The sequence below is a fragment of the Streptomyces sp. NPDC045431 genome (genome assembly GCF_040646655.1).
GTDB lineage: Bacteria > Actinomycetota > Actinomycetes > Streptomycetales > Streptomycetaceae > Streptomyces.
The window spans coordinates 1-24426 of sequence record NZ_JBEZAQ010000027.1 but is presented as its reverse complement, the minus strand read 5'-3'; the positions used below and the strand labels follow the sequence as shown (position 1 = coordinate 24426).

The window sequence follows — 24426 nt, the reverse complement described above, 5'->3', positions numbered from 1 at the left end:
GACGGCATGCCCGCATCGCCCAGCACCGCCCGGGCCATCAACGACCGGCTCGCGCTGCGACTCCTCCAGGAGGAGGGCCCGCTGACGGCGAGTCGGCTGAAGGAGCTGACCGGGCTCTCCCGGCCCACCGTCGCCGACCTGGTCGAACGGCTCCAGGACTCCGGACTGATCCGGGTCGTGGGGGAGACGGGCGCCGACCGGCGCGGCCCGAACGCCCGGGTGTACGGAATCGTCGCCGACCGCGCCCACCTCGCCGCCCTCGACGTCCGCACCCGCAGCGTCTCCGTCGTCGTCACCGACCTGCTGGGCGCCCCGCTGGCCGAGGCGTCGCTGCCCATGGAGGGCCTCAGCGACGGGCGGGCCGTCGAGCGCGCCGCCGCACTCCTGGAGCGCACGACGCGGAAGGCGGGCGCCGCGCGGCTGCACAGCATCGGCATCGGGGCACCCGGACTCGTCGACCCGGCCACCGGCGAACTGCGCGACTCCGCCCAACTGCCCGCCTGGCACCGGCGGCTCGTCCCCGTCCTCCAGAAGCGCCTGCCGGGCGTGGCGGTCCACGTCGAGAACGAGACCAACGTCGCCGCCGTCGCCGAACAGCGCGAAGGCGCCGCGCGGGACCGCGACACCTTCGTACTGCTGTGGCTCGGGCACGGCGTCGGCGCGGCCGTCGTCCTGGACGGCAGGCTGCGGCGCGGCGCTTCCGGCGGCGCCGGCGAGATCGGCTTCCTGCCGGTGCCGGGCACTGGCGGGCTGCCGTCGGCGACCGGCTGCGAGGGCGGCTTCCACGCGCTGGCGGGATCCGCGGCCATCCAGGCGCTCGCGAGCCGGTACGGCGTCGAAGCCGGCGAAACCGCCGGGGACCGGGAGCCGCCGGGCGCGGTGGCGGTCCGCGCGGCGCTGGAGAGCCCGGGCCGAGGCCGCGCAGGCGCCGCGGACGCCTTCCTGGACGCGCTCGCCGAGCGCATCGCCCTCGGCGCGGCCGCCGTCAGCGCCGTACTGGACCCGGGCTGCGTGGTCCTGGGCGGCGAGGTCGGCCTCGCGGGTGGGCCCGGCCTCGCCGCCCGCGTCGAGGAGCGGCTGGCCGCGCTCTCGCCGCTGCGCACCGAGGTCCGTGCGAGCGCCCTGGGCGGCGCGGCGGTCCTGCGCGGGGCGCTGCTGACCGTCCGCGACCGGGCGCAGGACGAGCTGTTCGGCACCACGCGCTGAGGCCTTCGGGCCTTACCGTGACAACGCCGAGACGCCCGGCGGCGGCAAGGGCCGTTCATCCGCCGCCGGGCGTCCGTGTCCCGCTACCGGGTCAGCAGGCGCCGAGGTCCTGCCAGACACCCCACTCGCCGGTGGTGCCGGGCTCCTCGCCCTTCGTCCACCACTTCGCCTTCCAGGTGCGGGACGCATGGGACACCGTGCTGCCGGAGCCGTACGCGGTCGCCGCGCTCCACGCGGGCGCGGTGCACGCACCAGGCGTCGGTGTCGGCGTGGGCGTGGGCGTCGGCGTGGGCGTCGGGTTCGTCGGGTCGGGCGACGGACCGGTGCTCGAGCCCGGCTCGACCACCGTCGTGCCCCGCGCCAGGTCCCCGGCCAGCGCGTACGTCGTGGAGCCGATGTTCACGGTCCAGTTCCATGGCGTCGACACCGGCAGGTAGTAGTTGAAGGACAGGTCCACCGACGCGCCCGGCGCCAGCGTCTGCCACGCCGGCAGCTTCAGCGAGACGCGGTGGAAGTCACCCTTCAGCCCGCCCACATTCGACCCGGTGTGATCGCTGCTGATCACCTTCGTGCCGAAGCCGGACTGGTCCGAGGCGTTGCCCGGAGCCGAGGTGGAGTAGTCGAACTGGAACTCCGTACCGCCCGGCAGCGTCGTCTTCGTGTTGTTGGTGATCTTCACCTTCGGCGTGATCGGGTAGTTGGAGTCACCGAGCTTGAACTCGCCGAACTCCACACCGATGTTCACGGCCTTGGTCGGCAGCGCCTTGTTCGAGACCTTCGCGCCGTACGGCGCGGCCGCCTTGAACTTGTCGTACATCAGCGACGTCAGCGTGGAGCCGGGCTCGTACTGCCCCTTGGCCGCGTTCCAGCCGTAGTCACCGGCCAGCTCCCACACCATCGTGCCGCCGATGCCCTTGTCCACGACGTAGTCCGCCTTGCGCGCGACCGACTGCTCGTCCTCGGTCGACAGGAAGACCTTCTTCTCGGCGTTCCACAGCCACGGCGCGACCAGCGTCGAGTCGTACTTGCGCGCGTAGGTGCCGGTCAGGCGGGTGTCGGCGGGGAAGCCGTAGCTCTTCAGGTAGTCGCCGAGGACGCCCTTCTCCAGGTTCTTGGCGTGCCACATGGGGTTGGAGCCGGCCGGCGACTCCTTGCCGGCGTCGTCCTTGTCGTGCCACAGGTTGTCGATGCCGACCGCGCCGTCACCGCACTTGGTCAGGCCGGAGCCGGTCGGGCAGCTGGTCGCGGCGGCCTTGCCCCACAGGCCGTCCGTGCCGCCCTGCACGTTCTTGTGGCCGCGGGTGTAGTACGGCAGACCGATGTTGATCCGGCCGGCCGGCATCGAGCCGCGGAAGTAGTGGTACGCCCAGTCGGTGTTGAGGTAGCCGATGCCGCCGTACTGCTGGCTGCCGTAGACGTTCGCCGCCGCCAGCTCCGCGTCCTTGCCGTCGTCGAACAGCGAGGCGTTCGGCCCGACGTACTCGTTCCAGGCGCCGTGCAGGTCGTAGGACATGATGTTGACGTAGTCCAGGTACTTCTGGACCTGGAAGGTCTCCATGCCGCGCAGCAGGTAGCCGGAGGAGGGGGCCGCGACCGTGAGCAGGTAGTGCTTGCCGTCGGCCGCGCCCGCCTTGTCCAGCTTCTCGCGGAGGGTCTTCATCAGGGCCGCGTAGCCCTTGACGAGCCCCGCCCGGCGGGCGTTGGAGGCCGAGTAGTCCAGCGGGTTGCCCGCGTCCTTCATCGACGTCGGGTACTCGTAGTCGATGTCGACGCCGTTGAAGCCGTACTTCTTGATGAAGGCGACCGCCGAGTCGGCGAAGGTGTCGATGCCCGCCTGGTTCACCGAGCCGTCGGCGTTCGTGGCCATCGTGTAGAAGCCGCCGGAGTTGACGCGCTTGCCGCTGTCGTCGAAGTACCCGCCGGTCTCGGCCCAGCCGCCCACCGAGATCAGCGTCTTGACGTCCGGGTGCTGCTTCTTGAATTTGTTCAGCAGGTTGAAGTGCCCCTTGTACGCGTACGAGGGGTCCATCTCCGCGCCCGCGACACCCGGCCACGTCATGCCGGTGGCGGCGTTGTTCGGGCCGTCCGTACCGACCGACAGCTTGTTGGCGGAGTCGATGTGCCCGAAGGCGTAGTTGATGTGGGTGACCTTGTCCCACGGGATGTTCGAGGCGAGGTAGGCGGGCGTGCCGTCCTTGCCGGTGCGCCAGCCGGTGAAGTAGCCGATGACGCGGCGCTGGTGGTCGGCGCCCATCTTCTCGCGGCCCTCGGTGTCGTAGACCGAGCAGTACGGCACGTCGACGCCGGAGGTCTTGTACAGGCCGTCGGGGCGACAGCTCTCGTGGTCGGTGGCGGCGTGGGAGACGCCTCCGGTGAGCGAGCCGAGCAGCAGCCCGGCGGCGGCGACGCCGGACGCGAGCATCGTGGCTCGTCTGGATGTGGGGGACAGCACGGTCGGTTCCTCCTGTGGAGGCTCAGGGCACACAACTGGCAAAGGGGTGGGTCGTGTTCTGCCCTGGTGTGCGCACACCGGCGGGTGACGCAGAGATTAAAAGGACTAGACCAACCGGTCAATAGGTCTGGACCACCTATCGGCGGACGGGCGAACCGCCGTCGCCCCTGTGAGTCAGGCCACACCATCCGCCCGCGTGGCCGACGATCGTCCATGGCACACTGGCCCTGTATCAGCAGCAGCGCACTCCGGGGTCGGTGTAATTCCGAACCGGCGGTTACAGTCCGCGACCCGGCCGCATCCAGTGGCCGGTTGACCAGGTGAAATTCCTGGACCGACGGTGAAAGTCCGGATGGGAGGCAGTGCGCGGCGGGTGACCCTTCACCGGGGTGCGCCGGCCGTAGGTGTGCTGGTCGCCGTTTCCCGGCGTCCGGTCCCATCGGCCTCGGCGTCCCCGTGCGATGGTGTCGTCCCGCTCTTCTGTCGTCATCGACAGGCCCCGGAGTCCGCGCCCGAAGAGGCAGGAGGACCCGGTGGCCCCCGCAGCGGACGCCCACGAGCCCGGCACGGCAGACGTCGACAGCGCCGATCGCGTCGACGGCGCCGACCGTGCCGCCATGCGCCGCGCCATCGCGCTCGCCGCCCGCGGCCTCGGCTCCACCAGCCCCAACCCCGTCGTCGGCTGCGTCATCCTCGACGCCTCCGGACACGAGGTCGGCGCCGGCTGGCACGAGCGCGCCGGAGGCCCGCACGCCGAGGTCCACGCCCTGCGCCAGGCCGGGGTCCTCGCCCGCGGCGGCACCGCCTACGTCACCCTCGAACCCTGCAACCACACCGGCCGCACCGGCCCGTGCGCCCAGGCCCTCGTCGAGGCCGGGATCGCCCGGGTCGTGTACGCGGTCGGCGACCCGAACCCCCAGGCCACCGGCGGCGCCGACACCCTGCGCGCCGCCGGGATCGAGGTCGTCCCCGGACTCCTGGCCGCCGAGGCCGAGGCCGGCAACGCCGCCTGGCTCACCTCCGTACGCCTCGGCCGCCCCTACGTCCTGTGGAAGTACGCCGCCACCCTCGACGGCCGTATCGCCGCGCAGGACCGCACCAGCCGCTGGATCTCCTCCCCGGAGTCCCGCGCCGACGTCCACCGGCTGCGCGCCGAGGCCGACGCCGTCGTCGTCGGCGCCGGCACCGCCCGCGCGGACGACCCGCACCTCGCGGTACGCGGCATCGAGGGCGCCGTCCAGCCGCTGCGGGTCGTCGTCGACACCGAGGCCACCGCCGTCAAGCCCGGCGCCCGCGTCCTGGACGACGCCGCGCCGACCCTGATCGCGGTCGCCGAGGACGCCGCGACCGACCTCCCCGAGGCCGTGCGCCTGCCGCGCGCCGCGGACGGCCGGGGCCTGTCCGTCCCGGCGCTGCTGGCCGCCCTGCACGAGCGCGGCGTCCGCTCCGTCCTGCTGGAGGGCGGCCCGACCCTCGCCGGGGCCTTCGTCGCCGCCGGCGCCGTCGACAAGGTCGTCGCCTATCTCGCCCCGGCCCTCCTCGGCGCGGGCCCCGCCGCCCTCGCCGACGCCGGGATCACCACCCTCACCGACGCGCTGCGGCTCGACGTCACCGAGACCGTCCGCATCGGCCCCGATCTTCGTATCACCGCCACCGTCGCATCGAAGGAGCGCTGAGCGTGTTCACCGGAATCGTCGAAGAACTGGGTGAGGTCACCGCCGTCGAACGCCTCGGCGACGCCTCCCGCTTCCGTCTGCGCGGGCCGCTCGTCACCGAGGACGCCAAGCACGGCGACTCGATCGCCGTCAACGGCGTCTGCCTCACCGTCGTGGACACCGCCGGCGGCGAGTTCACCGCCGACGTGATGGCCGAGACCCTGAACCGCTCCAGCCTCGGCGCGCTGGGCCCCGGCTCCCGCGTCAACCTGGAACGCCCCATGGCGGTCGGCGACCGCCTCGGCGGCCACATCGTCCAGGGCCACGTCGACGGCACCGGCACCATCCTGGCGCGCACCCCCTCCGAGAACTGGGAGATCATCAAGATCTCCCTCCCGGCGGAACTGAGCCGTTACGTCGTCGAGAAGGGCTCCATCACGGTCGACGGCGTCAGCCTCACCGTCGTCGACGCGGGCCTCGACCACTTCACCGTCAGCCTCATCCCGACCACCCTCGCCCTCACCACGCTCGGCATCAAGGAGCCCGGCGACCCGGTGAACCTGGAGGTCGACGTGATCGCCAAGTACGTCGAGCGCATGCTCGGCGACCGCAGCCGGGAGGCGGCCCAGTGAACTGGCTCAACTCCGAGGCCTTCACCGCCTTCGGCCAGCACATCCTCTGGTCGGACATGATCGGCAACACCATCGGCCTGATCGCCCTCGCGCTCGGCTGGCGCCGCTCCATCCTGACCTGGCCGGCGCAGTTCCTCTCCGGCGTCATCCTCTTCACCGCCTTCGCCGGCCACCTCACCGGCAGCGCCGGCAAGCAGGTCGTCGTCATGGCGGTCGCCGCCTGGGGCTGGTGGCAGTGGAACCGCGGCCGGCAGCAGGCCCAGGACGGTTCGATCGTCGTGCGCTTCGCCACCTGGCGCGAGCGCGGCCTCATGGCGGGCGGCGCCGTCCTCGGCACCCTCGCCGTCGGCGGGCTGTTCACCGCCTACCCGACGCTGTCCTGGGACCCGTGGCCGGACGCGTACATCTTCGTCGGCACGCTGGTCGCCATGTACGCGCAGGCACGCGGCATGGTCGAGTTCTGGTTCGCCTGGCTGCTCGTCGACCTGGTGGGCGTGCCGCTGAACTTCGCCAACGGCTACGCGTTCTCCGGCTTCGTCTACGTCATCTACGGTGCGCTCGTCCTGTGGGGCCTGCGCGACTGGTGGCTGCGCTCCCGCGCGAACGCCGCCCTGGAAGGAGCACTCCTGTGAGCGACGCATGCGCGGCCGCCGGCCCGCAGACAACCGTGATGCCCGCACCTCTGCGCCGCGCAGGCGGAGATGGGGGCGCCCCCAGGCCGAAGGCCATGGGGGAGAACGAAAGGAGCGCGGCATGACCTCCCTCAGCGTCTGGGACGCCACCGACCTCGCGCTCGACCCCGTCGAGCAGGCCATCCGCGACATCGCCGCCGGCCGCCCCGTCGTGGTCGTCGACGACGAGGACCGGGAGAACGAGGGCGACCTCGTCATCGCCGCCGAGAAGGCCACCCCGGAGATCATCGCCTTCATGATGAGCGAGTGCCGGGGCCTGATCTGCGCCCCCATGGAGGCCGACGAGCTCGACCGTCTCCAGCTGCCGCAGATGGTCACCGACAACACCGAGTCGATGAAGACGGCCTTCACCGTCTCCGTCGACGCGGCCCCCGTCCACGGCGTCACCACCGGCATCTCCGCCGCCGACCGCGCCACCACCCTCCAGCTGCTGGCCGCCGGCACCTCCGAGCCGTCCGACTTCGTCCGCCCGGGCCACATCTTCCCGCTGCGCGCCCAGCCCGGCGGCGTCCTCGTCCGCAACGGCCACACCGAGGCCGCCGTCGACCTCGCCCGCCTCGCCGGGCTGCGCCCGGCCGGCGCGATCGTCGAGATCGCCGGCGAGGACGGCGTGATGCTGCGCCTGCCCGAGCTGGTGCCCTTCGCCCGCAAGCACGGCCTGACGATCATCTCCATCGAGGACCTGATCGCCTACCGCCGCAGCAACGAGCCCACCGTCCGCCGCGAGGCCGAGGTCCGCCTCCCGACGGCGTACGGCGACTTCACGGCGTACGGCTACCGCTCCACCGTCGACGGCGTGGAGCACGTCGCGCTCGTCCACGGCGAGGTCGGCGACGGCGACGACGTCCTCGTACGGCTCCACTCCGAGTGCCTGACCGGCGACATCTTCCACTCGCAGCGCTGCGACTGCGGCCCCCAGCTGGAGGAGTCCATGCGTCGCGTCACCGAGGCCGGCCGCGGTGTCGTCGTCTACCTGCGCGGCCACGAGGGCCGCGGCATCGGCCTGCTGTCCAAGCTGCGCGCGTACGAACTCCAGGAGCGCGGCCGCGACACCCTCGACGCCAACCTGGAGCTCGGCCTGCCCGCCGACGCCCGCGACTACGCCGCCGGCGCGCAGATGCTCGCCGACCTCGGCGTACGCAGCCTGCGGCTGATGACCAACAACCCCGAGAAGATCACCGCGCTCGTCCGGCACGGCCTCACGGTCAACGGCCGCGAGCCCATGCCCGTCCAGGCCGGCGAGCACAACGTGCGCTACCTGCGGACCAAGCGCGACCGGATGGGCCACGACCTGCCCTGGCTCGACGCCGCCGCCGGCGCATCCCCCTGCAACAACCAGTGACCCGACAGAACGAACGAAGCACGAGGAGAGTACGCACGTGAGCGGCAAGGGTGCACCCGAACTGAGCGTGAAGAACTGCGGCGACCTCCGCGTCGCCGTCGTCGCGGCCCAGTGGCACGAGAAGATCATGGACGGCCTCGTCAACGGCGCCCTGCGCGCCCTGCACGAGCTCGGCATCGACGAGCCGACCCTGCTCCGGGTCCCCGGCAGCTTCGAGCTCCCGGTCGTCGCCAAGGTCCTCGCCGGCCGCGGCTACGACGCGGTCGTCGCGCTCGGCGTCGTCATCCGCGGCGGCACCCCCCACTTCGAGTACGTGTGCCAAGGCGTCACCCAGGGGCTCGTCCAGGTCTCCGTCGACACCGGCGTCCCGGTCGGCTTCGGCGTCCTGACCTGCGACACCGAGGAGCAGGCCCTCGACCGCGCCGGCCTGGAGGGGTCGAACGAGGACAAGGGCCACGAGGCGGTCACCGCCGCCGTCGCCACCGCCGCCACGCTGCGCACGGTCAGTGAGCCCTGGCGCTGAGTGGACAGGGCCCACCCCGTACTCTTAGGACCATCATGGCGAACAAAACCTTCGAAGAGCTCTTCGCCGAGCTGGAGCTCAAGGCCAAGACCGGCGACCCCGCCACCTCCCGTACCGCCGAGCTGGTGGACAAGGGCGTCCATGCCATCGGCAAGAAGGTCGTCGAGGAGGCCGCCGAGGTCTGGATGGCCGCCGAGTACGAGAGCAAGGACGCCGCCGCCGAGGAGATCTCGCAGCTGCTGTACCACGTCCAGGTGATGATGGTCGCGCGCGGGATCTCACTCGACGACGTCTACGCGCACCTCTGATCGACCCCCCGCACCGAGCCTCACCGAGAACCACCGAGAACCTCCTTTTCACAGTTAGGAAGCCCACCCCATGCTGCGCATCGCCGTCCCCAACAAGGGTTCACTGTCCGGACCTGCGTCGGCGATGCTCCATGAGGCCGGCTACCAGCAGCGCAAGGAGTCCAAAGAGCTGGTGATGGTGGACCCGGAGAACGAGGTCGAGTTCTTCTACCTCCGCCCCCGCGACATCGCCATCTACGTCAGCTCCGGCAAGCTCGACATCGGCATCACCGGCCGCGACCTGCTGCTCGACTCCGGCGCCAACGCCGAGGAGATCCTCCAGCTCGGCTTCGCCCGCTCCACCTTCCGGTACGCCACCAAGCCCGGCACCGCGAGCGGCCCCGCCGACTTCGGCGGCATGACGATCGCCACCTCCTACGAGGGCATCGTCGCCAAGCACCTCGCCGACCAGGGCATCGACGCCTCCGTCGTCCACCTCGACGGCGCGGTCGAGACCGCCATCGAGCTCGGCGTCGCCCAGGTCATCGCGGACGTCGTCGAGACCGGCACCTCGCTGCGCAACGCGGGCCTGGAGGTCATCGGCGAGCCGATCCTCAAGTCCGAGGCGGTCGTCATCCGGCGCACCGGCGCCCCCACCGACGACCCGAAGGTCCAGCAGTTCCTGCGCCGCCTCCAGGGCGTCCTGGTGGCCCGCAGCTACGTGATGATGGACTACGACTGCCGCGTCGAGCACCTGGAGCAGGCCGTCGCCCTCACCCCGGGCCTGGAGTCGCCGACCGTCTCCCCCCTGCACCACGAGGGCTGGGTCGCCGTACGCGCCATGGTCCCCGCCCGGGAGGCGCAGCGCATCATGGACGACCTGTACGCCCTCGGCGCGCGTGCGATCCTGACCACCGAGATCCACGCCTGCCGCCTGTGAGCCCTTCGAGAACGGCCCCCATGTCCGACACGCAGATCCCCGTGCTCCCGGTCACCTTCCGGCCCCTCCGTACACGAGTGGTGCTGCTGACCGTGGGCACGGCGATGTTCGCCGTCATCACGGCCGTCGCCCTCATGCTGGAGCGGCTCAACCCCGGTGAGCGCGCGAGCTTCATCTTCGTCGCGGCCCTGTTCTTCGGCGTCCTGGCGCTGCTGAGCCGCCCGAAGGTCGTCGCCGACGAGGCCGGCGTCACCGTCGTCAACCTCACCCGCACCCGCCGCCTGGAGTGGGCGGAGATCCTGCGTGTGAACCTCCGCGAGGGCGACCCCTGGGTCTTCCTCGACCTCAGCGACGGCACCAGCATGCCCGCGCTCGGCATCCAGCCGGGCATCGGCAAGCAGCAGGCCATCCGCGACGCGCGTGCCCTGCGGGCCCTGGTCGAGAGCCGGGGCACGTCAGCGGAGCGCTGACGTGGACGAATCGGGCGCCGACGGGGCGTATGTCCCCCGTACGGGCGCCAACCCCCTGCCCCACCCGGCCCTGGCGTGATTACTCTTGTGGCGGTGGCGCCGAGTGCGCCACCGCCTCGCGCATACGGCGACAGCAGCACCTTTCCGCCGGCGGGGCACCTGCGACCCGAGGAGTGACTCCCTCCAGCAATGGACGGATCGTCCGGTAGTACCTGCGCCGCCCCCTTCGCTCACGAAGAGGCGGCGGCATGATCATCCCCCTTCTGCTGCTCGCCGCGGCATTCCTCCTGATCCTCGCCAACGGCTTCTTCGTGGCCGCCGAGTTCGGCCTGGTCACGGTGGAGCGGGCGGACGCCGAGCGCGCCGCCGCCGAGGGCGACCGGCGGGCCCGTACCGTCGTCCGAGCCCTGCGGGAGCTGTCGTTCCAGCTCTCCGGCACCCAGCTCGGCATCACCATCACCTCACTCGTCGTCGGCATGCTCGCCGAGCCCGCGCTCGCGCAGCTCCTCGACGGGCCGCTCACCGCGACCGGGCTGCCCGAGGGGGCCGTCTCCGGTGTCGCGGTGGTGATCGGCATGCTGGGCGCGTCCGCCGTCCAGATGGTGATCGGCGAGCTCGTACCCAAGAACTGGGCGGTCTCCCGCCCGCTGCAGGTCGCGCGGTTCGTCGCCGGCCCGCAGCACGCCTTCTCGACCCTGTTCCGGCCGGTCATCGCGCTGCTCAACGCCGTCGCCAACCGGCTGGTACGGCTCATGGGCGTCGAACCCACCGAGGAGCTCGCCTCCGCCCGCACCCCCGGCGAGCTGGTCTCGCTCGCCCGGCACTCGGCGCGGGCCGGCGCCCTCGAACAGGACACCGCCGACCTCTTCGTCCGGACGCTCGCCCTGGGCGGGCTGACCGCGCAGCACCTGATGACGCCGCGCGTGAAGGTCAGCGCCCTGCGGTCCGACGCCACCGCCGCGGACGTCCTCAACCTCACCCGGGCCACCGGCCTGTCGCGCTTCCCGGTCTACCGGGACCGCATCGACGAGATCATCGGCATGGTGCACCTCAAGGACGCGCTCGCCGTGCCCGCCGCCCAGCGGCTGCGCACCCCGGTGGCCGACGTGGCCCTCCCGCCGCTGCTCGTCCCCGAGACGCTGCCCGTCCAGGCGCTCCTGGAGCGGCTGCGCAACGAGCAGCCGATAGTCGTCGTCGTGGACGAGTACGGCGGTACGGCCGGGGTCGTCACCCTGGAGGACATCGTCGAGGAGCTCGTCGGCGAGGTCCGCGACGAGCACGACGCCGAGGGCGACGACCTGCCCGAGCTCGTCCCCGTCCCCGCCGAGGACGGCCACCCCGCCTGGGAGGCCGACGGCAGCTGCCGCGTCCACACCCTCAAGCGGATAGGCCTCGACGTCCCCGACGGGCCGTACGAGACCGTCGCCGGGCTCGTCGCCGACCTGCTCGGCCGCATCCCGGCGCCCGGCGACCGCGCCGAACTGCCCGGCTGGCGCCTGGCCGTGCGCCAGGTCGACCGCTACCGCGCCGAGCGGGTCCGCCTGGTCCGCACCGCCGACCTGGCACACGCCGTGGAGGCGGCCCGATGAGCGTGCTCCAACTCCTGTTCGCGGGCCTGCTGGTCCTCGCGAACGGCTTCTTCGTCGGCGCCGAGTTCGCCCTCGTCTCCGTGCGCCGCAGCCAGATCGAACCGCTCGCCGCCGCGTCCAAGCGGGCCCGCCAGGTCCTGTACGGCCTGGAGAACCTGCCGCAGATGATGGCCGCCGCGCAGTTCGGCATCACCATCTGCTCGCTCACCCTGGGCGCCGTCGCCGAGCCGACCGTGGCCCATCTGCTGGAGCCGGTGTTCCACGCCGTGCACCTGCCCGAGGGCCTGATCCATCCCCTCGGTTACGTCATCGCGCTCGCCGTTGTCGTCTTCCTCCACCTCGTCATCGGCGAGATGCTCCCGAAGAACCTGGCGATGGCCGCGCCCGAGCGCACCGCGCTGTGGCTCAGCCCGGCCCTGGTCGGCTTCGCCCGGCTGTGCCGGCCGGTGACGGCGGCGCTGGGCGCGTGCTCGCGGCTCGTCCTGAAGGCCTTCGGCGTCGAGCCGAAGGACGAGGTGGAGGCGGTCTTCACCAGCACCGAGCTCGGGCGGCTCGTCGAGGACTCCGGCCAGGCCGGGCTGCTCGACCCGGCCGAGCAGGAGCGGCTGGAGGACGCGCTGGAGCTGGGCAGCCGCCCGGTCTCCGACGTCCTCATCCCGCGTACGTCCCTGGTGACGGTCACCCCGTCGGTCACCCCGGCGCAGGTCGAGGCGTTGACGGTACGGACCGGCTACTCCCGCTTCCCGGTGCGCGCGGAGGGCGGCGGCGGGGTGTTCATGGGGTTCGTGCACGTCAAGGACGTGCTGGACCTGGAGGACGCCGACAAGGCCGTACCGCAGCGCGTCTGGCGGCCGATGGCTACGCTGCGGGCCGAGCTGCCGCTCGACGACGCACTCACCGTGATGCGCCGCGCGGCCACGCACCTCGCGCAGGTCGCGGACGCGTCCGGGCGGGTCCTCGGGCTGGTGGCGATGGAGGACGTGCTGGAGATGCTGGTCGGTGAGGTACGCGACCCGGCGCACCGCACGCCCGCTCCCGCTCCCGCTCCCGCCCCGGCCCCCGCGCCCGCGGCTGTGGCGCCGGAGGCCGCCGGGTCCGACGCCATCGGGCCGCGCCCGGCCGCTCCGGAAGGCGTGCTCGCCGCCCAGTAGCCGGGTCCGGGCTCGGTAGCCGGGTCCGGCGGCCGAGCCCGGTGGCCCGGCTCAGTAACCCGGCGGCTCCTGCGGGCCGCGGTCCACCGGACCGCGGCCCGACAGCACCTCGCCGTACGCCTGCATCAGGTCCGGCAGCCGCAGCGTGGACAGGTCCTCACGGCTCGGCATCCGGCTGTAACCCGACAACCGCAGGTCGCGGTACGCGCACGACTTCTCGTACAGCGTGCGCAGGAACCGGCCGTTGCCCAGCTCGTCGATCCAGCCCTGCTCCACCACGTGCGCGCTGATCGAGCGCAGCTCCTCCAGCGCCTCCTCGTCCCACACGTCGTCGTTCGCCGCGGCCAGCACCTCGCCGATCGCGGTCAGTTCGAGCGGCCGGTACGACGGGAAGTCCACCCGCGTCGTGAACCGGGACGACAAGCCCGGGTTGGTGGCGAGGAGCCGGTCCATGCCCTCGGGGTAGCCGGCCAGGATCACCACCAGGTGGTCGCGGTTGTCCTCGGCGCGCTTGAGCAGCACCTGGAGGGCTTCGTCGCCGTACGCGTCGCCCTTGCTGTAGCCGGAGTTGGAGAGCGCGTACGCCTCGTCGACGAAGAGCACCCCGCCGAGCGCGGAGTCGATCAGCTCGTTGGCCTTCACCGCCGTCTGGCCCAGGAACTCACCCACCAGGTCCGCGCGTTGCGCCTCCACCAGATGGTCGCCGCCGAGCAGCCCCAGTGCGTAGAAGACGCGGCCGAGGATCCGGGCCACGGTGGTCTTCCCGGTGCCCGAGGGGCCCGAGAAGACAAAGTGACGTTTCGGCGGCTGGACCGGAAGCCCCTGCGCCGCGCGCAGCCTGGCCATCTCCAACTGCGCCGAAAGCGCCTTCACCTGCCGCTTCACCGGCTCCAGGCCCACCATCCGCTCCAGCTCGGCGAGCGCCTCGGCGAGCAGCGCCGGATCGGTCGGGCTCGCCGGGAACGGCGGCGACTTCGGCCGGCCGGGTCCCGCCGCCTTCTCCCGTACGCCGTGGACGGGCGGTACCGGTACCGATCCGCTCCGCGGCGGCGGGGGCTGCGGGGGAGGGGCCGCGGGCGCCTGAGGTGACTGCGGTGCCTGAGGCGGCGGCGCGTCCACGCCACCGCCCTCGGACGGATCCCCGGAGTCCCGGCCGTCGAAGACGCCGTCCTGCCCGGCCCCGGCCCCCGCGCCGGCCAGGGACACCGCCGCGAGACCGGCCGCCGCGGCCGCCGCTTCGTCCGAGCCGTCGAACCCGTCGTACTCGGCGATGGCGGCCAGCCGGGCGGCGGTGTCCATGAACGCCGGGTCCACCCGGTGCACGGCCCGGTAGAGGGGCAGCGCGGCGGCGGTGCGCCCCGTGCCCTCGTGGGCCCGCGCCAGCCAGTAGCGCAGCTCCTTGCGCTGCGGCTGCTCGCTGCGGCAGCGCATCAGCGCGGCGGACAGCATCGGCTCGGCCTGCCCGTACATCTCCAGTCTGACCCGGGCCATGCCGCCGAACAGTCCGGCCTCGATGCCGAGCAGCGGGTCGTCGACGAGCGGCTCGGTGTGGCGCACGAGCTGGTCCCAGTCCTTGACCAGGTAGGTCCGGCAGGCGTGCAGGAACCGCACCTGCGGGTCGGTGTCGACGGGCGGCAGCCCCGCCAGCGCCCGGTCCAGCTCCGGCACGTGGCGGCCGTCCAGCCAGTGCGAGGCGTGCGCGAGCAGCAGGTCGCGCGGGCTCTCCAGCACTGGCTGTACCCACCAGCCCAGCCAGTACCAGGAGTTGAGCTTGCGGCGGTGGCGGGCGCGCTGCTCGCCGAAGCGTTCCCGGTTCCGGTACATGCGCAGCAGCGCCGTGGTCGTGTCGACCCGCAGCGCGTGCAGCCCGAGCCAGCCGTCGGCCATGCCGGGATCGATCCGCACCGCGGTGCGGAACTCCTCCTCCGCCTGCGGATACGCGCCCATGGTGTAGGCGTCCACGCCGCGCAGCCAGGCGAGGTCGGCCGGGGCGTGAGCGCCGCCCTGCGTGCCGAAGTCCATCGGGTCCCCCACAAACCGTGCCCTCGTACCTCCTCCCGCCGGGCGTCGCCGCCCGCCGGAAGCCTGCCCAATCGCCCTCTTGTGAACGGGATCTGCCGAACGGGATCTGCCGCACCGAGGTGCACCGAGGTGTACCGAGAGGCATCGTACCTGCGCACTGCGTGTGCGACGAAGGGCGCGAAGGGGGCCCGGGGACGGATTCGAACGGCTTCGGACGCCCGCGGACCACGGTGACCGACGGTGAGCGTCGGCGGGCGCGCGGCGCTGGGGGAGAGGGGTGGAGGGCAGAACGAAGCCCCCGATCACGGGGGAACAACCGGGGGCTTCGCGTCTGCGGCGGCTCCGGAAAGCCGCACATTGAGAACGTAAGACCTGTACGCCCCGTCGGTCAAGCGAAGTTGAGGCACTCTCGGAGGCCGAATTCCGACTGTTCGGTACGGTGGCAAAAGTCAGTCACGTTGCGTGACGATTTGGTTCTGACCGGCTGCCTCGACAGCCCCTGGCAGCCACTCGTATCCCTCTGGACACTCCCGTACCAGGGTGTCGGCGTAGGGACGGGACGGGTCCGCTTCGAAATGGCGTGTCTCCGCCACTGTCCATCCGTCCCAGAACGCGGACTGCGCCGGTCCGTCCCGGTGGCGGCCCCTCGCCCAGGACGCGGCGGCCCCACGGTCCATCCAGAGCAGCCGCGCCAGATGGGGACGCAGCGCGCGACGACCGGCGCCGACGCCCTCGATCACGACGACGGGCGCGGGCGGCAGCTCCCGGACCGGACCGGCGAAGCGGCGCGCAATCCAGTCGTACGAGTGAAAGCGCGCCACCTCGCCGCGGTTCAGCGGATCGAGTACCCGGGCCCGGAAGCGGTCCGTCCACGCGAACAGTTCGTCGTGGCTGGCGATGTCGTCGAGATGGAGCACCGGGGCGCCGCCGAGGGCCGCCGCGAGCCGGTCCGCGAACGTGGACTTGCCCGAGCCGGCGTGGCCGTCGACCGCCACGAGACGCACCGGCCCGCAGGAGGGCGGCAGCCCGCGCAGCTCGCCGGCCAGGCGGCGGAGGTCGAGGGGGCGCGGCTGGTCCATGCGGCCACCCTACAAAGCCCCGCACGAAGCCGAGCGCGATGCCCGCGCCGAGCGCCGCGCCCGCGCCGAGCGCCGCGCCCGCGCCGAGCGCGGCGCACACCCCCGCACGGGGCCGGTCGGCCGCTTCGTCGGCGCTGTTGCTGGTGGATCCGGCCCCGCAGCCGGGATAGTGGGCGCACTGTCGTGCACTTGTCGCCCCATCCGTACAGCTGTCCGTACATCCCGACTGGGGGTCACCGCCATGACCAGCTCCACGCCACCCTCCACACCGCCCGCCACGCCGTCATCCGGTCCGGCGGGCGCGGCGCGCAGAACCGTGCTGGCCGCCGCCCTCGCCGCCGCGGGCTCCGCGGCGGCGTCCGTCGCCCCGGCGTCCGCCTCAGCCGCCTCAGGCTCCCCGGCCGCCCCGGCTCCGACGGCCGCCGGCCTCGTCGACAACCGCTTCTGGACCTCGTACACCGACTGGCGCTCCGGCGACCACGCCGGCACCCGGCCCGTCGCGACGCGCCGCCCCGGCCTGGTGATCGACGCCCCGGCCGGGCGCACCGACTACACCGACCCGCACACCGGCCGCACGGCCGCGTGGGAGTACGCCACCTGGACCTCGCCCCGCCACACCCCCACCGTCCCGGCCACCGAGCTCATCGCCTCCTGGAACGCCGACACCCCGCCCGGCACCTGGATCGCCGTGGAGCTGCGCGGCCGGTACGCGGACGGCACCGAGACACCCTGGTACGTGCTGGGCCGCTGGGCCGCGGGTGACACGGACATCCGCCGCACCTCGGTCGACGGGCAGAACGACGGCCGGAGCGCCGTGTGGACCGACACCGTCGCCGTCGAGGACGCGTCGAGCGGCGTGCGCCTGGTCTCGTACCGGCTGCGGCTCACCCTCCACCGCCGGCCGGGCAGCGGACTGACGCCCACGGTGTGGCGGCTCGGCGCGATGGCCTCGGACGTCCCGGACCGTTTCACCGTCCCGGCCTCGGCGCCGGGCCCCGCCCGGGAGCTCGTGGTGCCGCGCTACTCCCAGCACACGCACATCGGGCAGTACCCGGAGTACGGGGGTGGCGGCGAGGCCTGGTGCAGCCCCACCTCCTCGCAGATGGTCATCGAGTACTGGGGCCGCCGGCCCACGGCGGCGGAGCTCGCTTGGGTGAACCCCGCCTTCGCGGACCCGCAGGTCTGCCACGCCGCCCGCCAGACCTACGACCACCAGTACGACGGCTGCGGCAACTGGCCCTTCAACGCCGCCTACGCCGCCACGTACGCCGACATGAACGCGGTGGTCACGCGGCTGCGGTCGCTGACCGAGCTGGAGACCCTGATCCGCGCCGGCATCCCGGCCATCACCTCGCAGTCCTTCCTCAAGGAGGAGCTGACCGGCGCGGGTTACGGCACGGCCGGGCACCTGATGACGGTCATCGGCTTCACGGACGGCGGTGACGTGATCGCCAACGACCCCGCGTCCCCCTCGAACGAAGCCGTACGCCGCGTCTACCGGCGCCGGGAGTGGGAGAACATCTGGCTGCGGACCAAGCGCCACAACGCCTCCGGGAAAGTGGTGTCCGGCACAGGGGGCGTCTGCTACCTGTACTGGCCCGCCCACCCCACAGCCGCGCAGCGCAGGGCGTTGGCGGCGGTCGGCCTCCGCTGAGCGGCACCCGGCGACACCGGACGGCCCCGGGGCGTGATGAACGTCTCTACCCCGGGGGCCGTCCGCGCTGGCACTGTGGATGGGTGCCGTGGGGGACGTCCACGGCCACCCCACCCCGCACACCGCCCGGAGACCTACATGACCGCTGCCGCCGCTGCCGCCCCCCGCGTCCGTACCGGAGGTCCGAAGGACGACGGCCCCGAGCTGCTGGAGCAGATCCTGGGCTGGGTCCTCGTCGTCGTGTTCGCCATGCTCGTCACCCGCGTCGGCCTCTTCTGAGCCCCGCCTGCGGGCCCCGCCGGTGACCCCGTGACGGGACGCCGCTGATCGGGCATACTCAACGCGCCACAGCCGCTGGCCAGCTCATTTCCGTGATCCGGGAGGGCAGCATCGGCGAGGCAGTGAGATCGGCGGCGCCGCCCACCCTAGTCGCGTGCGCCCGCCGTAGCGCCCGACAGGGAGGAGAGCGCCGCAATGTCCGACCGCGCCCCGCAGCCGGTGGAACGTCAGCTGCCCACCGAGGAGTCCAGGGATCTGATCGCCCTGGTACGCGACATCGCGCAGCGGGAGATCGCTCCCCGCGCGGCCGAGGAGGAGGACGCCGGCCGCTTCCCCCGGGAGATCTTCACCCTGCTCTCCGAAGCCGGCCTGCTGGGCCTGCCGTACGGCTCCGACTTCGGCGGCGGTGACCAGCCGTACGAGGTCTACCTCCAGGTCCTCGAAGAGCTCGCCGCCGCCCGCCTCACCGTCGGCCTCGGCGTCAGCGTCCACTCGCTCTCCTGCCACGGCCTGGCGGCGTACGGCACCAAGGAGCAGCGGACCGAGCACCTGCCCGCCATGCTCGGCGGCGGCCTGCTGGGCGCGTACTGCCTCTCGGAGCCGTCCTCCGGCTCCGACGCGGCCTCCCTGTGCACCCGGGCCGTCCGGGACGGCGACGACTGGGTCATCGACGGCACCAAGGCCTGGATCACCCACGGCGGCATCGCCGACTTCTACACGGTCATGGCCCGCACGGGCGGCGAGGGCGCGCGCGGCATCACCGCTTTCCTGGTGCCCGGCGACGCCGAGGGCCTCACCGCCGCGGCCCCCGAGAAGAAGATGGGCATGAAGGGCTCGCCCACCGCCCAGCTCCACTTCGACGGCGTGCGCGTCCCGGACGCGCGCCGCATCGGCGACGAGGGCCAGGGTTTCGCCATCGCCCTGTCCGCCCTGGACTCCGGCCGCCTCGGCATCGCGGCCTGCGCCGTCGGCGTCGCCCAGGCGGCGCTGGACGAGGCCGCCGCGTACGCCACGCAGCGGCAGCAGTTCGGCCACCCCATCGCGGACTTCCAGGGCCTGCGGTTCCTGCTCGCGGACATGGCCACCCAGATCGAGGCGGGCCGCGCCCTGTACCTCGCCGCGGCCCGGCTGCGGGACGCGGGCCGTCCCTTCTCGCGCGAGGCCGCGATGGCGAAGCTGTTCTGCACGGACGCGGCGATGCGCGTCACCACGGACGCGGTCCAGGTGCTCGGCGGCTACGGCTACACCGCGGACTTCCCGGTGGAGCGCTACATGCGCGAGGCGAAGGTGCTCCAGATCGTGGAGGGCACCAACCAGGTCCAGCGCATGGTCGTCGCCCGCCACCTCCTGGGCCCCGAGTCCCGCTGAGGGCACCCGCCCCCGGACCCCGGCTCAGCAGTTCGCCCGGTCCCGCACCACGCCGGTGCGGGGCCGGGCGACGCCGCTCGCCACGGTCCGGGAGTGCCTCAGGCCGCCCGCCGCATCCGCGGCACCCGGGACGCCTCGGGCGCCTCCGTCCGGCGCGGCACCTTGATCGGACGCGAGCCGGGGCCGCCCACGTGCGAGAAGGGCTGCGTCCGCCAGTCGAGCCCCTGAGGGAGCGTCAACAGCAGTGCGGTGTCCTGCTCCTGGAGGTCCAGCGACTCGTCGGCGGGACGCGCCTCCGAGGCCGGCCGTCCCGTGCCGGAGCACACCGACAGGACGAACGGGTTCCACGGTGTGGGGCACAGCGCGTGCTCGGGCAGCACGTCCTCGTCCGCCAGCAGCGCGATGGGCTGGGTGCAGTCCGGGCAGATGACCCGGACCATTTCATAAGTGTCGTAGAGGTCGAGCTCGTCCGTCTCGACCGAATCAACAGGCTCCTGCATGGAGAATCTCCCCCTCGGGTGGGCCGACCAGGCTCATGCGACCTCGACCACAGCAAGCAATTCCCTTCCGGTCCACCGAATAACCATCCGGTTACGGAGGACAGGGGCCCCAAACCTGTGGTGTTGGTCACATGCCGCTCGCAGGTGCCCCTCCAGCGTGCTCCCGACTGGGCCGTAGGGCACCCGGGGCAATAGGTTGACCGCATGGAGGAGCTGGATCGTCAGATCGTCGAGTTGCTCGTCAAGGACGGGCGCATGAGCTACACCGACCTGGGCAAGGCCACCGGCCTGTCCACGTCGGCGGTGCATCAGCGCGTCCGCCGCCTCGAGCAGCGCGGAGTCATCCGCGGCTACGCCGCGGTCGTCGACCCCGAAGCGGTCGGCCTGCCGCTGACGGCGTTCATCTCGGTGAAACCGTTCGACCCCAGCGCCCCCGACGACATCGCGGACCGGCTCGCCGACATCCCCGAGATCGAGGCCTGCCACAGCGTCGCCGGCGACGAGAACTACATCCTGAAGGTGCGCGTGGCGACCCCGCTGGAGCTGGAGCACCTCCTCACCCGGATCCGCTCGCAGTCGGGCGTCTCCACCCGTACGACGGTGGTCCTGTCCACCCCGTACGAGGCCCGGCCACCGCGCGTCTGACCCGGCCCCCGGGGTCCTAGGTCGTGTCCGCAAAGTCCCGTCTGCCTGGCGACGTCTGGCACGCACTCCCCCAGAGCTGCGCCTGGGGGTGCCCCCAGCCGCGTTGTCGTCAGTCGCCGATGCTCCGCAGTGGCTCTTTCCTCCGCCTTGCGATCGCACGCACCAGACGCCGCCAGGCCCGCCCTTAAGGGCGGACGACGTTACTTTGCGGACACTCCCTAGGCTGGTCACCATGACCGAGAGCGAACACCGCACCGTGCTCCTGCGCGGTGGAGACGTCCACAGCCCCGCCGACCCCTTCGCCACCGCGATGGTCGTGGAACGCGGCCACGTCGCGTGGGTGGGCTCGGAAGGGGCGGCGGACGCCTTCGCCTCCGGAGTGGACGAGGTGATCGACCTCGAGGGTGCCCTGGTGACCCCCGCCTTCACCGACGCCCACGTGCACACCACGGGCACCGGGCTCGCCCTCACCGGCCTCGACCTGTCCGGCGCCCGCACCCTGGCCGAGGCCCTGGACCTCGTACGGGCGTACAGCGCCGCGCGCCCCGGCGACCGGGTCCTGCTCGGGCACGGCTGGGACGCCTCGCGCTGGCCCGAGCAGCGCCCCCCGTCCCGTACGGAGCTCGACGCGGCCACCGGAGGGCGCCCGCTCTACCTGCCGCGGGTCGACATCCACTCGGCGGTCGTCACCAGCGCCCTGTTCGACCTGGTGCCCGGCGTCACCGGCCTGACCGGCTACCACCCCGAGCGGCCGCTCACCGCCGCCGCCCACCACGCGGTACGCGCGGCCGCGTACGCCGCCGTCACGCCCGGCCAGCGCGCCGAGGCGCAGCGCGCCGCGCTGCGCCGGGCCGCCTCGCTCGGCATCGGAACCCTCCACGAGTGCGGCGGCCCGGAGATCTCCAGCGAGGACGACTTCACCGCCCTGCTGGCCCTCGCCGCCGACGAGCCCGGGCCCCGCGTCGTGGGCTACTGGGCCGACACCGACGTGAAGCGGGCGCAGGCCCTCGGCGCCCTCGGCGCGGCCGGGGACCTCTTCGTGGACGGCTCCCTGGGTTCCCACACCGCCTGGCTGCACGAGCGATACGTCGACACTGACGCGGACCACACCGGTACGGCGCACCTGGACGCGGCCGCCGTCGCCGCCCATGTCACCGCCTGCACCGAGGCGGGCCTCCAGGCGGGTTTCCACGCCATCGGGGACGCCGCCGTCGGCGCGGTCGTCGAGGGCGTCCGGGCGGCCGCCGAGAACCTCGGCCTGGCCCGCGTGCGCGCCGCCCGCCACCGCGTCGAGCACGCCGAGATGCTCACCCCCGAGACCATCGCCGCCTTCGCCGAGCTGGGCCTCACCGCCTCCGTGCAGCCCGCGTTCGACGCGGCCTGGGGCGGCGAGGACGGCATGTACGCCCAGCGCCTCGGCGCCGAGCGGGCCCGCACCCTCAACCCGTACGCCGCCCTCCTGCGCGCCGGAGTGCCCCTCGCCTTCGGGTCCGACAGCCCGGTGACCCCGCTCGACCCGTGGGGCACCGTCCGCGCCGCCGCCTTCCACCGCACGCCCGAGCACCGGATCTCGGTGCGGGCCGCCTTCACCGCCCACACGCGCGGCGGGTGGCGGGCGATCGGCCGGGACGACGCCGGCGTGCTCGTTCCCGGCGCCCCCGCCGACTACGCGGTCTGGCGCACCGGCGACCTGGTCGTCCAGGCGCCCGACGACCGGGTCGCCCGCTGGTCCACCGACCCGCGCTCCGGGACGCCGGGCCTGCCCGACCTCACGCCGGGGGTGGAGCTCCCGGTCTGCCTGCGCACGGTCGTCGCGGGGCGGACCGTCTTCGTGCGACCGAACGAGTGAGATAGGGACATTTCGTACACCCGCCGCACCCGGCGAGGGTCCTCCGCGACCTGCGGATCTTCGTCGCTGACCTGGCCTTACGGTCAAGAGCCGCAGGTCCCGGGGGTGTTGACAGCCGACGGTCGACGGCCGGTAGGTTCGGCCGGGTCCACCACAGGGCGTCCGACCGACGCCCGACCGGCCGGCCTCCCCGCCATCGTCGAACGCCGCTGGGTCACGGGTGGTGCGCCGCACCGGCGCACCACCGTCGGCAGCCAGGTCCAGCGTCCGCGCCTCGGGGGACGAGGGAAGGTTCTTCCGGTCGTGGTCCCCCGCTCCCCAGGGAGCGCGGGGGAGGGTGCGACCCGGGTGGGGCCCGGACGTTCAGTAGACAACGGCTCTCGGTCGACCCGCAGCCAGCGGGCCCCAGGTCGGCCCGAAGGACGCCGGGCCCCGGTCCGCGGACCCCTGCGCCGCCGCCGGTCGCTATGGTGGAGCCCAGCGTACGGACGTAAGGGGCAGCAGTGAACGACGGTGGTCAGAGTCGCCAGAGTGGCCAGACCGGTCAGAGGCGATACGGTCCGCTCGGCAAGGCCCTGGTGATCATCCCCACCTACAACGAGGCCGAGAACATCAAGCCGATCGTGACCAGGGTCCGGTCCGCCGTACCCGACGCCCATGTCCTGGTCGCCGACGACAACAGCCCGGACGGCACCGGCAAGCTCGCCGACGAACTGGCCGCCGAGGACGACCACGTCCACGTCCTGCACCGCAAGGGCAAGGAAGGGCTCGGCGCGGCCTATCTGGCGGGGTTCCGGTGGGGCATCGAGCAGGGCTACGGCGTGCTCGTCGAGATGGACGCCGACGGCTCCCACCAGCCCGAGGAGCTGCCGCGCCTGCTGACCGCCCTCAAGGGCGCCGACCTGGTGCTGGGCTCCCGCTGGGTCCCCGGCGGCCGGGTGGTCAACTGGCCCAAGTCGCGCGAGTTCCTCTCCCGCGGCGGCAGCACCTACTCGCGGCTCCTGCTGGACGTCCCCATCCGCGACGTCACCGGCGGCTTCCGGGCCTTCCGCAAGGAGACCCTGGAGGGCCTCGGCCTCGACGACGTGGCCTCCCAGGGCTACTGCTTCCAGGTCGACCTCGCGCGCCGCGCCGTCGCCGCCGGGTACCACGTCGTCGAGGTCCCGATCACCTTCGTGGAGCGCGAGCACGGCGACTCCAAGATGAGCCGGGACATCGTCGTCGAGGCGCTGTGGCGCGTCACCGCGTGGGGCATCGGCTCCCGCGCCGACCGCGTCATCGGCCGCAAGCGCCCCTGAGTCCCGCCCTGCCCTTCCTGATCACCCCTTTACGCCACGCTGGCGCGGTCTTGGGCACACTGGGGGAATGATGACCGGCTCACCGCCTCCTGCCACCCGTAAGCGCTCCCGCGCCCGCACGCTCGCTCCGCTCGCCCTCGCCGCCTGGCTGGTGGTGGAGATCTGGCTGCTGACCCTCGTGGGCGGAGCTGCGGGAGGGCTCACCGTCTTCGCCCTGCTGGCCGGCGCCGGGCTCCTCGGCGCCGCGGTGATCAAGCGGGCCGGGCGACGGGCCTTCCGGACGCTCACCGAGACGCTCCAGCAGCAGCAGGCGGGCGTGGCGCCCGACCCGGACCGGGGGAGTACCGGAAACGGCTTCCTGATGCTCGGCGGGCTGCTGCTGATGCTGCCGGGGCTCCTGTCGGACGTGGCCGGCCTGCTCCTGCTGCTGCCGCCGGTCCGCGCGATGGCGGGGCGCTACGCCGACCGGGCGCTGGACCGGCGGATGCGCGCCATGGTGCCCGGCTCCCTGGGGGACGCCTTCCAGCAGGCCCGTATGCACCGCCCGGACGGCAAGGTCGTACAGGGCGAGGTCATCCGCCCCGACGCCGCGGGGCGGCGGCCCGGCCCGCAGGGCGACGAGGGCCCCCGCCCGCCGCTGACGCCCTGACCGTCCCTGTACGGGGCCCGTACAGGGCTCCATGACGCCAAGAGCCGCGGGGCGGCGGTACACGCTCGGTGTAGTTGAAGAGCTTGCCCGCCGGCAGCGTGCCGAAGCCCTTCCAGTACTGCGTGAGGATCGTCTCGTACGTAC

22 protein-coding genes and 1 riboswitch are annotated in these 24426 nt (G+C 72.9%); of the genes, 18 read left to right on the top strand and 4 right to left on the bottom strand.

Annotated features, from left to right (window positions below; translation table 11 throughout):
* Nucleotides 1–6 precede the first annotated feature (6 nt).
* On the top strand, nt 7–1206 hold the full coding sequence (locus tag AB0A69_RS31750; RefSeq protein WP_361429202.1) for an ROK family transcriptional regulator: 1200 nt from the start codon (nt 7–9) through the stop codon (nt 1204–1206).
* A gap of 91 nt (nt 1207–1297) precedes the next feature.
* Here the strand turns inward: AB0A69_RS31750 and AB0A69_RS31745 are convergent, their stop codons facing one another.
* Nucleotides 1298–3658, bottom strand: a complete 2361-nt coding sequence (locus AB0A69_RS31745; RefSeq protein ID WP_361429200.1) for a chitinase C-terminal domain-containing protein — start codon at nt 3656–3658, stop codon at nt 1298–1300.
* Between the two features lie 239 nt (nt 3659–3897).
* A riboswitch (FMN riboswitch) is annotated at nt 3898–4028 on the top strand.
* A 247-nt stretch (nt 4029–4275) separates the two neighbouring features.
* Between AB0A69_RS31745 and ribD the strand changes: the two genes are divergently transcribed.
* The 10 genes from ribD to AB0A69_RS31695 all read left to right on the top strand — a co-directional run bounded on the left by ribD (nt 4276) and on the right by AB0A69_RS31695 (nt 12939).
* Nucleotides 4276–5334: a bifunctional diaminohydroxyphosphoribosylaminopyrimidine deaminase/5-amino-6-(5-phosphoribosylamino)uracil reductase RibD gene (gene ribD / locus AB0A69_RS31740; RefSeq protein WP_361429259.1), complete on the top strand. Its 1059-nt coding sequence runs from the start codon at nt 4276–4278 to the stop codon at nt 5332–5334.
* Between the two features lie 2 nt (nt 5335–5336).
* A complete protein-coding gene (locus tag AB0A69_RS31735) occupies nt 5337–5945 on the top strand; it encodes a riboflavin synthase (RefSeq protein WP_361429198.1) in 609 nt (202 codons plus the stop codon).
* Nucleotides 5942–6577: a nicotinamide mononucleotide transporter family protein gene (locus tag AB0A69_RS31730; protein ID WP_361429196.1), complete on the top strand. Its 636-nt coding sequence runs from the start codon at nt 5942–5944 to the stop codon at nt 6575–6577. The genes AB0A69_RS31735 and AB0A69_RS31730 overlap by 4 nt, the downstream gene beginning before the upstream one ends.
* Before the next feature lie 121 nt (nt 6578–6698).
* A complete protein-coding gene (locus AB0A69_RS31725) occupies nt 6699–7979 on the top strand; it encodes a bifunctional 3,4-dihydroxy-2-butanone-4-phosphate synthase/GTP cyclohydrolase II (RefSeq protein WP_361429194.1) in 1281 nt (426 codons plus the stop codon).
* Between the two features lie 37 nt (nt 7980–8016).
* Nucleotides 8017–8502, top strand: coding sequence for a 6,7-dimethyl-8-ribityllumazine synthase (ribH, locus tag AB0A69_RS31720; RefSeq protein ID WP_361429192.1), 486 nt, complete (start codon nt 8017–8019; stop codon nt 8500–8502).
* Nucleotides 8503–8537: 35 nt separating this feature from the next.
* The gene (locus AB0A69_RS31715) at nt 8538–8810 is read left to right on the top strand and encodes a phosphoribosyl-ATP diphosphatase (RefSeq protein WP_355367284.1); all 273 of its coding nucleotides are present in this window, start codon (nt 8538–8540) and stop codon (nt 8808–8810) included.
* A gap of 70 nt (nt 8811–8880) precedes the next feature.
* On the top strand, nt 8881–9729 hold the full coding sequence (gene hisG, locus AB0A69_RS31710) for an ATP phosphoribosyltransferase (protein WP_361429190.1): 849 nt from the start codon (nt 8881–8883) through the stop codon (nt 9727–9729).
* Nucleotides 9730–9749: 20 nt separating this feature from the next.
* The gene (locus tag AB0A69_RS31705; protein ID WP_361429188.1) at nt 9750–10199 is read left to right on the top strand and encodes a PH domain-containing protein; all 450 of its coding nucleotides are present in this window, start codon (nt 9750–9752) and stop codon (nt 10197–10199) included.
* A gap of 248 nt (nt 10200–10447) precedes the next feature.
* Nucleotides 10448–11788: a hemolysin family protein gene (locus AB0A69_RS31700; protein ID WP_361429186.1), complete on the top strand. Its 1341-nt coding sequence runs from the start codon at nt 10448–10450 to the stop codon at nt 11786–11788.
* Complete coding sequence (locus AB0A69_RS31695; RefSeq protein ID WP_361429184.1) at nt 11785–12939, top strand: hemolysin family protein; 1155 nt, start codon at nt 11785–11787, stop codon at nt 12937–12939. Before AB0A69_RS31700 ends, AB0A69_RS31695 begins: the two co-directional genes overlap by 4 nt.
* Nucleotides 12940–12990: 51 nt before the next feature.
* On the opposite strand, the gene AB0A69_RS31690 is transcribed toward AB0A69_RS31695, so the two are convergent.
* Both AB0A69_RS31690 and AB0A69_RS31685 read right to left on the bottom strand, forming a co-directional pair.
* On the bottom strand, nt 12991–14961 hold the full coding sequence (locus AB0A69_RS31690; protein WP_361429182.1) for an AAA family ATPase: 1971 nt from the start codon (nt 14959–14961) through the stop codon (nt 12991–12993).
* A gap of 449 nt (nt 14962–15410) precedes the next feature.
* Entirely contained in the window at nt 15411–16040 is a 630-nt protein-coding gene (locus AB0A69_RS31685; RefSeq protein ID WP_361429180.1) for a hypothetical protein, read from the bottom strand.
* Between the two features lie 241 nt (nt 16041–16281).
* Between AB0A69_RS31685 and AB0A69_RS31680 the strand changes: the two genes are divergently transcribed.
* The 3 genes from AB0A69_RS31680 (at nt 16282) to AB0A69_RS31670 (ending at nt 19341) form a co-directional block, all read left to right on the top strand.
* Nucleotides 16282–17694, top strand: coding sequence for a peptidase C39 family protein (locus AB0A69_RS31680; RefSeq protein ID WP_361429178.1), 1413 nt, complete (start codon nt 16282–16284; stop codon nt 17692–17694).
* Between the two features lie 138 nt (nt 17695–17832).
* The gene (locus AB0A69_RS31675; RefSeq protein ID WP_361429176.1) at nt 17833–17973 is read left to right on the top strand and encodes an SCO1431 family membrane protein; all 141 of its coding nucleotides are present in this window, start codon (nt 17833–17835) and stop codon (nt 17971–17973) included.
* A gap of 195 nt (nt 17974–18168) precedes the next feature.
* Nucleotides 18169–19341, top strand: coding sequence for an acyl-CoA dehydrogenase family protein (locus AB0A69_RS31670; RefSeq protein ID WP_361429174.1), 1173 nt, complete (start codon nt 18169–18171; stop codon nt 19339–19341).
* A gap of 98 nt (nt 19342–19439) precedes the next feature.
* On the opposite strand, the gene AB0A69_RS31665 is transcribed toward AB0A69_RS31670, so the two are convergent.
* Nucleotides 19440–19841, bottom strand: a complete 402-nt coding sequence (locus AB0A69_RS31665) for a hypothetical protein (protein ID WP_361429172.1) — start codon at nt 19839–19841, stop codon at nt 19440–19442.
* A gap of 204 nt (nt 19842–20045) precedes the next feature.
* Between AB0A69_RS31665 and AB0A69_RS31660 the strand changes: the two genes are divergently transcribed.
* The 4 genes from AB0A69_RS31660 (at nt 20046) to fxsA (ending at nt 24282) form a co-directional block, all read left to right on the top strand.
* The gene (locus AB0A69_RS31660) at nt 20046–20486 is read left to right on the top strand and encodes an Lrp/AsnC family transcriptional regulator (protein ID WP_236239047.1); all 441 of its coding nucleotides are present in this window, start codon (nt 20046–20048) and stop codon (nt 20484–20486) included.
* Nucleotides 20487–20718: 232 nt separating this feature from the next.
* Nucleotides 20719–22335, top strand: coding sequence for an amidohydrolase (locus tag AB0A69_RS31655; RefSeq protein ID WP_361429169.1), 1617 nt, complete (start codon nt 20719–20721; stop codon nt 22333–22335).
* 503 nt (nt 22336–22838) lie between these two features.
* Nucleotides 22839–23633 (top strand): polyprenol monophosphomannose synthase, encoded by a 795-nt coding sequence (locus AB0A69_RS31650; RefSeq protein ID WP_361429167.1) that lies wholly within the window; start codon nt 22839–22841, stop codon nt 23631–23633.
* Between the two features lie 67 nt (nt 23634–23700).
* Complete coding sequence (fxsA, locus tag AB0A69_RS31645; RefSeq protein WP_361429165.1) at nt 23701–24282, top strand: FxsA family membrane protein; 582 nt, start codon at nt 23701–23703, stop codon at nt 24280–24282.
* The last annotated feature ends 144 nt before the right edge of the window (nt 24283–24426 follow it).